Source organism: Hydrogenivirga sp. (genome assembly GCF_056450045.1).
The window spans coordinates 1-6,952 of the sequence record NZ_JBWONM010000155.1 but is presented as its reverse complement, the minus strand read 5'-3'; the positions used below and the strand labels follow the sequence as shown (position 1 = coordinate 6,952).

At 51.6% G+C, this 6,952-nt stretch carries 10 protein-coding genes; 8 read left to right on the top strand and 2 right to left on the bottom strand.

The window, feature by feature from the left end:
- The 6 genes from AC1HCM_RS06375 to AC1HCM_RS06350 all read left to right on the top strand — a co-directional run.
- On the top strand, window positions 1-588 hold a 588-nt coding region (locus AC1HCM_RS06375; protein ID WP_479460934.1), incomplete at its 5' end, for an outer membrane protein assembly factor BamD.
- Window positions 576-905, top strand: coding sequence for a ribosome silencing factor (rsfS, locus tag AC1HCM_RS06370; RefSeq protein ID WP_479460933.1), 330 nt, complete (start codon window positions 576-578; stop codon window positions 903-905). The genes AC1HCM_RS06375 and rsfS, both read left to right, overlap by 13 nt.
- Window positions 905-2,008, top strand: a complete 1,104-nt coding sequence (locus AC1HCM_RS06365) for a lipopolysaccharide assembly protein LapA domain-containing protein (protein WP_479460932.1) — start codon at window positions 905-907, stop codon at window positions 2,006-2,008. The genes rsfS and AC1HCM_RS06365 overlap by 1 nt, the downstream gene beginning before the upstream one ends.
- On the top strand, window positions 1,998-2,570 hold the full coding sequence (locus tag AC1HCM_RS06360) for a GTP-binding protein (protein ID WP_479460931.1): 573 nt from the start codon (window positions 1,998-2,000) through the stop codon (window positions 2,568-2,570). The genes AC1HCM_RS06365 and AC1HCM_RS06360 overlap by 11 nt, the downstream gene beginning before the upstream one ends.
- Window positions 2,571-2,579: 9 nt before the next feature.
- Window positions 2,580-4,001 carry a hypothetical protein gene (locus AC1HCM_RS06355; protein WP_479460930.1) on the top strand — a complete coding sequence of 474 codons (1,422 nt, stop codon included), beginning with the start codon at window positions 2,580-2,582 and terminating at the stop codon, window positions 3,999-4,001.
- Window positions 4,001-4,741: a tRNA (adenine-N1)-methyltransferase gene (locus tag AC1HCM_RS06350; protein WP_479460929.1), complete on the top strand. Its 741-nt coding sequence runs from the start codon at window positions 4,001-4,003 to the stop codon at window positions 4,739-4,741. The genes AC1HCM_RS06355 and AC1HCM_RS06350 overlap by 1 nt, the downstream gene beginning before the upstream one ends.
- Here the strand turns inward: AC1HCM_RS06350 and AC1HCM_RS06345 are convergent.
- On the bottom strand, window positions 4,731-5,171 hold the full coding sequence (locus AC1HCM_RS06345; protein WP_479460928.1) for a DUF501 domain-containing protein: 441 nt from the start codon (window positions 5,169-5,171) through the stop codon (window positions 4,731-4,733). The genes AC1HCM_RS06350 and AC1HCM_RS06345 overlap by 11 nt on opposite strands.
- Window positions 5,172-5,183: 12 nt before the next feature.
- Between AC1HCM_RS06345 and mnmH the strand changes: the two genes are divergently transcribed.
- Both mnmH and AC1HCM_RS06335 read left to right on the top strand, forming a co-directional pair.
- The gene (gene mnmH / locus AC1HCM_RS06340; protein ID WP_479460927.1) at window positions 5,184-6,248 is read left to right on the top strand and encodes a tRNA 2-selenouridine(34) synthase MnmH; all 1,065 of its coding nucleotides are present in this window, start codon (window positions 5,184-5,186) and stop codon (window positions 6,246-6,248) included.
- Window positions 6,208-6,570, top strand: a complete 363-nt coding sequence (locus AC1HCM_RS06335; RefSeq protein ID WP_479460926.1) for a hypothetical protein — start codon at window positions 6,208-6,210, stop codon at window positions 6,568-6,570. Before mnmH ends, AC1HCM_RS06335 begins: the two co-directional genes overlap by 41 nt.
- Here AC1HCM_RS06335 and AC1HCM_RS06330 read toward each other — a convergent pair.
- Window positions 6,536-6,952: AMP-binding enzyme (locus AC1HCM_RS06330; protein WP_479460925.1), on the bottom strand; the 417-nt coding region annotated here is incomplete at its 5' end. The genes AC1HCM_RS06335 and AC1HCM_RS06330 overlap by 35 nt on opposite strands.

The window sequence follows — 6,952 nt, the reverse complement described above, 5'->3', positions numbered from 1 at the left end:
CTGCTCGTTGACAGCTACGTGAAGGTAGCCCCAGACCCTTACAGGGACCAGGAGTACACCTGGAAGGCTATAGATAAGGCTAAGGAGTTCCTCAGCAGGTTTCCCAAGAGCAAGTTCGCCCCAAAGGTTCAGGAGCTGATAACCGAAGCTTACAGGAAGATAGCTAAGCACGACTACTACGTGGCAAAGTTCTACGAAGATTACGGCTACACCTACTCAGCCGCGCTGAGGTACAGGGAGATACTCATAAACTTTGCCCAGTATGTATCCGAGCCGGAGATAGCCTACCGCTACATAAGATGCCTCCTCCTTACCGACAGACAGGTGGAGCTGGAAAAGGGCAAGATAAGGAACCTGATAGAGGAGACGGAGGACAGGCTCTCCGATGCCGAGGATGAAGAGGAAAAGAAGGCTATAAGGAAGAGGCTCTCCTTTTTGAGAGGTGAGCTAAAGCGCTGGGAGGAGATAGGAAAAAGGGCTCAAGAGGAAGCGAGAGGAGCCATAGCTAAGTACAGGGAGGTTTACGGACACACTAAGTATTACAGAGAGCTTGAGAAGCTCCTGAAAGAGAAGGGATGGAAAAGCTAAAGCTTATCAAAAAACTTCTGGAGGACAAGAAGGCAGAGGATGTGGTTGTCCTTGATGTCTCCAAGCTGACGAACATCGCCGACTTCTTCGTCATAGCGAGTGCCAACTCAAGCGTACATGCGAAAGCCCTTGCCGAGTATCTCGTTGAGGAGATGGAGAAGAGGGGCTACACCGTTGACCACGTGGAGGGTACCGAGTTTGGAAACTGGATACTCATTGACCTCTTAGACGTGATAGTTCACATCTTCACCCCCGAGTGGAGAGAGCGCTATGGTATAGAGTGGATATGGTCCGAAGCTGGGAGGGTTGAGCTGTGATGATTCTGAAGATTGCCTTCTTCGTACTTCTTCTCCTCCTTGCCCTTATATTCTCCTACTTCAACCTCCAGAGTGTAAAGGTGTCCTTCTTCGGGGGCTCTGTAACCCTTCCCCTCTTCCTTGTAGTTTTCATCAGCTTCGTTGTGGGCTTCCTCATCGCCTACCTATCTTCGGAGCTGAGAGCCCTTGAGTGGAGGAGGTACGGCGAGAGGTTGAAGAAGGCTCTCACGAGCCTGTGGACCGGCTATCCCGACAGGGCAAGGGGGCAGATGGAAAAGCTCCTTGACAACGAGGAGGTGGTCCCCCTTTACGCTGAATCAATGAAGGAGCTCGGCAGGGAGGCTTCCGTCTATCTTCAGAGGTACAGCAGCGGTATAGTTGAGACGGTGATAGCCCAGTACGTCTTCAGGGAGGAAAGGGACAGGGCAAGGGACCTCCTTGAGAAGGCTCTTGGAAAGAACTGGAGCAACCTGAAAGCCCGCAGGCTCCTCAGGAGCATCTACTTCCTTGATGGAGAGGGTGATAAGGCTATTGACCTCCAGAAGAAGATAGTTCAGGACTCGGAGAAGGCTCTTAGGGACAGAGAGAAGGAGGTTCTCTCTTCTATGCTCGCCTCCCTCAGGGGTGAGGAAGCGCTGGAGGAGCTTACAAAGCTCCCGCCCACCCCCACATCCCTCGCAGTTCTGATAGGGAGCTCGGAAAGGCACAGGGAGAGATACGTATCCCGCATGTTTGAGGAGGGTATAGCCAACGAGACACTCCTCGTCCTCGTGCAGAGCAACTCCCTGACCCCGGAGGTGATTGAAGAGGTAGAAAGGAGAAAAGAGGAGATAGACCCTGTTGTCCTCTCGCTCATGTATGCGAGCGTGGGTATGTACGAGAGGCTGGAGCAGCTAAAGGATGAGCTCCCCCTTCCGATTAAAATTGTCATTGAGAAAGGGTACGGGGAGGATAGGGAATGTTACAGGGAGCTCGCCCCTTACATAAGGCTCTTGGAGTGTTCCCTGTGTGGGAAGGAACATTCCCAATACTCTCCCCTCTGCCCAAACTGTTTAGGCTGGAATAAATTGAAAGTAAAAGGAGGGAGTAAGGATGCTCATTGACTCTTCAAAAGGCATAGTCAGGTTCAAGATCGTGTATCACGGGATAGCGATGTCGGGGAAGACCACAAACATAGAACAGCTCGCACGGCAGAGCGGTCTTGACGTCCTGAGCTTTGATACAAAGGAGGAGAGGACCCTCGTCTTTGACTTCATAACCAAGAAGATAAAGGTAGACAGCTTTACCCTCACCTTCTCCATATACACAATACCAGGACAGGACATATACAGGGATATAAGGAAGATGGTCATGAGGGGGGTTGATGCGGTTGTCTTTGTCGTTGATTCCTCAGAGAGGAGGCTATCAGAAAACAGGGAGTTTGTGAGAACTCTTGAGGAAGACCTCAGGATGTACGGCAAGAGTATAGAGGATACGCCCATAGTTATCCAATACAACAAGAGGGACCTGCCCGATGCCCTTCCCCTGGAGGTCCTTGAGAGGGAGGTGTCCATCCCGGGTAAGAAGAGCACCGAGGCTGTTGCTGTGAAGGGGGAAGGTGTTCAGGAGACCTTTGAGCTCCTTATGGACGAGCTCATGGAAAGGTTCAAGAAGATGGTGGGATAGAATAAAAACATGTTCTACGGCTACATCGGGGACTCCCGAGGTCTGAGTGACGTTATAACCGGACTCCTTCAAGGCAGGTCTGGTACCCTTGAGCTCTTCGTCAACAGATACTTCCTCTCAATGAAGGTAAAGGACGGTCTCATAACCGAGTACAAGTGTGACCTCGGACCTTTCAACAAGAAGAAGGTGAACGACTACAACATTCTTGTATACTGCCTTGCTGAGATGCTCGCCAACCCGGAGGGTTTCTTTGCTTTTTATGAAGAGTCTCAGATGAAGGCTACTCCCCTTGAGAACCCTGTCGGTAGCGACGAGCTGATGATACAAGCAACTATAGTGCGCAAAGAGCTTGACGACGTCATGGACAAGATAATATCCCCCTATGCGATATTCAAAGCCACCGGAAGGTACAGGGATGCATCCTTTTTTGAGGGAAAGAACGTTATTGAGTCCATAGCCCTCTCCGAGGAGCCCATAGTATCCGTTGTCAGGAGGGTAAAGGACCTTCTTTCAGAAGGTAAGCTTGACATCTACGAGTTCAGGGAGGGTGAGTCCTCCGAGGAGCACGAGATAGACTACATGATGGAGAACGTCCCCCTCAAGAGGGTAAACATAGTCGCCATCTTAGAGAGCCTCAAGACGGGTAACTTCTCGGGTATAGCTAAGATATCATCGCCCACCTACGCTATAAACCTCTTCTACGAGAACGGCGAGATGTTCGCCGTCTATCCGATAGATTATGACATCTTTGAGTTCTTCCTCTCTCCCGATAAAAACGCGGAGCTCAGCCTCGTTAACCTTGACCCGAGCATAGTGAAGTTCATAGCCCTCAGGTATCTCTCCAAGCCCGAGATAGATGCTGTCAGTAGCAACTTCATGGAGATAAGCAAGCTCTTCTTGGGACTGAGCAAGCACAGGAAGAATGCCCTCCTCCTTATATCGGAGAAGAAGGGGGACCGCTTTATTGTCTTCAGGGAGGGGAAGCTCCTTATGTCCCTGATGGAGAGCTCGGGAAAGTTCAAGCACTTAGAGTCCCTGAAGTTTAATGAGCCCTACTTCGTCAGCCTTTACTTCTTCAAGAAGGTAACCAACATAGCCCAGATAGTTTACATCTTCATGATAAACGAGGTTCTGAGCGTCTTCATGAAGCACGCCCCCACGAAGATGAGCACGATGGTTCTGAGGGAGGCTGTTAGGTACCCCTTCCTCGTCTTTTCCGAGGGGAAGTTCCACCTTACCAAGCCACTGAACGAGGAGGAGGAAGCTCAGCTCCTTAATCTCCTGACCTTCATGCTTGACCTCGGCTCTCAGGAGCTCGGTGAGAAGAAGCAGGAGGAGGAGCTTGAGTTCCAGCTAAGACCCTTCAAGGACATATTCAAGGTCCTTGATGTTGAGAAGTACCTTAAGGTAAGGTATGGAAGCGGTGGCTGATGCTCAAGGAAGGAGACTGGATACTGGTCCGTTACGAAGACAGGAAGTACCTCAAGCGCCTTGACCCCTCCCAGTCCCTCAGCGTCAGAAAGGACGTCCTCAAGTTCTCAGAGCTCGTGGGAAAGCCCCCAGGAATTAAAATTGGACAGTTTGAAGTCTTCCGCCCGAGCCTTGAGGATGTGATAGTCCTCGGCTTTGAGAGGAAGACCCAGATAATCTATCCCAAGGATGCTTTCTACATAGCCTTCAAGCTCGGTCTCACAAAGTCTTCAAGGGTTCTTGAGTTCGGAACGGGAAGCGGAGCCCTCTGTGCAGTTCTCTCCCAGCTTGCGGGGGAAGTGCACACCTACGAGGCGGTGGAAAGGTTCTACAGAGTGGCAAGGAGGAACTTGGAGAGGTTCTCCCTCGGAGAGAACGTCCACCTCAACAACCTTGACTTTTCTTCCGCAGAGGTCCCATCTGACTTCTTTGATGCAGCCTTTGTTGATGTGAGGGACCCTATCCCCTACCTTGAAAAGCTTCACACAGCCCTCAAGGATGGCTCCCCCGTTGGTTTTCTCCTGCCTACGGCAAATCAGGTGGTTGAGCTCCTCAGCTCCCTGAAAGGTAAGTTCGGCGGGATTGAGGTCCTTGAGATAATGGTCAGGTTCTACAAGACAGTTCCCGAGAGGTTTCGGCCGGAGGACACCATGGTGGGACACACCGCCTATCTCCTCTTTTGCAGGAAGCTCATACCTTAGATAGAACGAACTCCCCTATTGGGTTGCGAAACTCCGCATCTCCGAGGTGGTAGGCTGTCCACAGGTGCAGGCACCTCACCTTAAAAGGCTTTCTCCTGAAGTTCCTTATCCCCCCTATCCCTACCTCTGGGTTCAGGAGAACCCTCTTGCAAACCCTGTCCCACTTCCCCTCTCCCCTGTACACCTCTGGAAACCTCTCCTTCAGAATTATCCTCCTCTTCTCAACCTCCCTCTCGTGAAGTCCAACGAGAAAGTTAAAGAACTCCTCATCGGAGCTTATTTCCTCACTCAGCTTCCTTATAAAGCCTTCGGACTCAAGGCGGGATACCGCCCCCCTGAATTCCCTGTCAAGTATCCAGAACCTCGTTGGCTCCGGTCTGTATATACCCTTCTCATAAACAACTATGGGATTTTCAACGACCTCAACCATATTATTAAATTTATGGGTTACAGGGACATAGAACCGGAGGAGATTTACAAGCTTGACGACGTTGTCCTCGTTGATATAAGGAGCCCTCAGGAGTTTGAGGAGTTTCACATACCGGGAGCTGTCAACGTCCCCCTCTTTGAGAACGAGGAGAAGAAGCTCATAGGCTACATCTACAGGAACGAAGGAGAGGACAGGGCGAGGGAGGTGGGCGAGCAGATAGCGAGAAGGAGGCTTGATGAGTTTTACAGCAGGTTCAGGGAGTTGAAGGAGAGGCACAGGAACGTCGTCGTTTACTGCTGGCGGGGGGGAATGAGGAGCAAGGGCATGTGCAGAGCTATGTCCGAGATGGGGCTTGAGCTCCTGCGTCTCAGAGGAGGTTACAGAGCCTACAGACAGTTCATCCTCAAGGATTTGGAGCGGCTCCTGGAGGACACCCACTTCATAGTTCTTACGGGCAAGACGGGAGTTGGAAAGACTCAGGTTCTCAGGGAGCTAAAGAGGGAAGGGCTTCCCGTCATAGACCTTGAAGACCTTGCCAAGGACAGAGGTTCGGTCTTCGGGAGCGTGGGGATAAGGAAGGAGGTCTCCCAGAAGCTCTTTGACTCCCTCCTTTACGAGGAGATGAGAAAGCTAAGAGGAGGGCTGGTATTCATAGAGGATGAGAGCAGGAGGATAGGCAACATATACCTCCCCGAAGCCTTCTGGAGGAAGAAGTCCGAAGGGACCTACGTTGAGATAACCGCTCCGATGGAGAAGAGGGTTGAGAACATACTCAGCGACTACACTAAGGAGGAGGGCTGGGAGGAAGAAGCCCTCAGGGCTGTGATGAAGATAAAGAAGTACCTGGGACCCCAGAGGCTTGATTACCTCTTGGAGAAGTTCAGGGAGAGGGACTACACCGAGGTGGTCAGGTTCCTGATAGAAGAGTACTACGACAAGAGGTACCGCCAATTCGGAGAGCCCCTCCTGAGCGTTGACTGCGAAGATATCGCAAGGTGTGTGGAAGAACTGAAGGAGCTCTACACAAGGTTGAGCCATGAGGGTAAGGTTCAGGATTCAGCTTTACGAAGGGGATAGAAGGCTGAGAAAGCATGATCTCTTAGGCAGGAAGGACGCCTTCGGCGTGGGTATAAGGTACATAACGGAGTTCAAGTACCTTGAGGCTACTAAGTGGCTCCTTCTCGCACCCGATTCCTGGGAGAAGTACGTCCTGCTGAGCCTGATAAACCTCGCCCTCGGTCAGGTGGAGCAGGCTTCCGAGTTTTTGGAGATGGTCCCGGGCTTTGATAGGAAGACAGGCCTCAGGATTGAGCTCGGCTTCCCCGAAAGCGGTACGAGCAGGGAGGTGAGGGATATCTCTGATGTCATGCCCCTCTTTGCTCAAACTCCCCCCGGTTGAGCCTCTCCTTGAGAACCCTCTTCAGAACCTTCCCCGTTGCGTTCTTGGGAAGGTCCTCCACGAAGATAAACTGCTTAGGTATCTTGTAGTTGGCGAGCCTGTCCTTCAAGAACGCCCTCAGCTCGGACTCCTTCAGGCTGTCGTCGGCGGGCTTTATAAAGGCAACGGGTATCTCCCCGTGATGGGGGTCCTTCTTGCCCACCACGGCACAGAGCTCAACCTTCTCGTGGCCCATAAGGACCTCCTCAACCTCCCTCGGGTAAACGTTCATGCCCTTGCATATGATAAGGTCCTTCTTCCTGTCAACTATGTATATGAAGCCGTCCTCATCAACGTATCCGAGGTCTCCCGTCCTTAGCCAGCCGTTAACTATGGTGTTCTC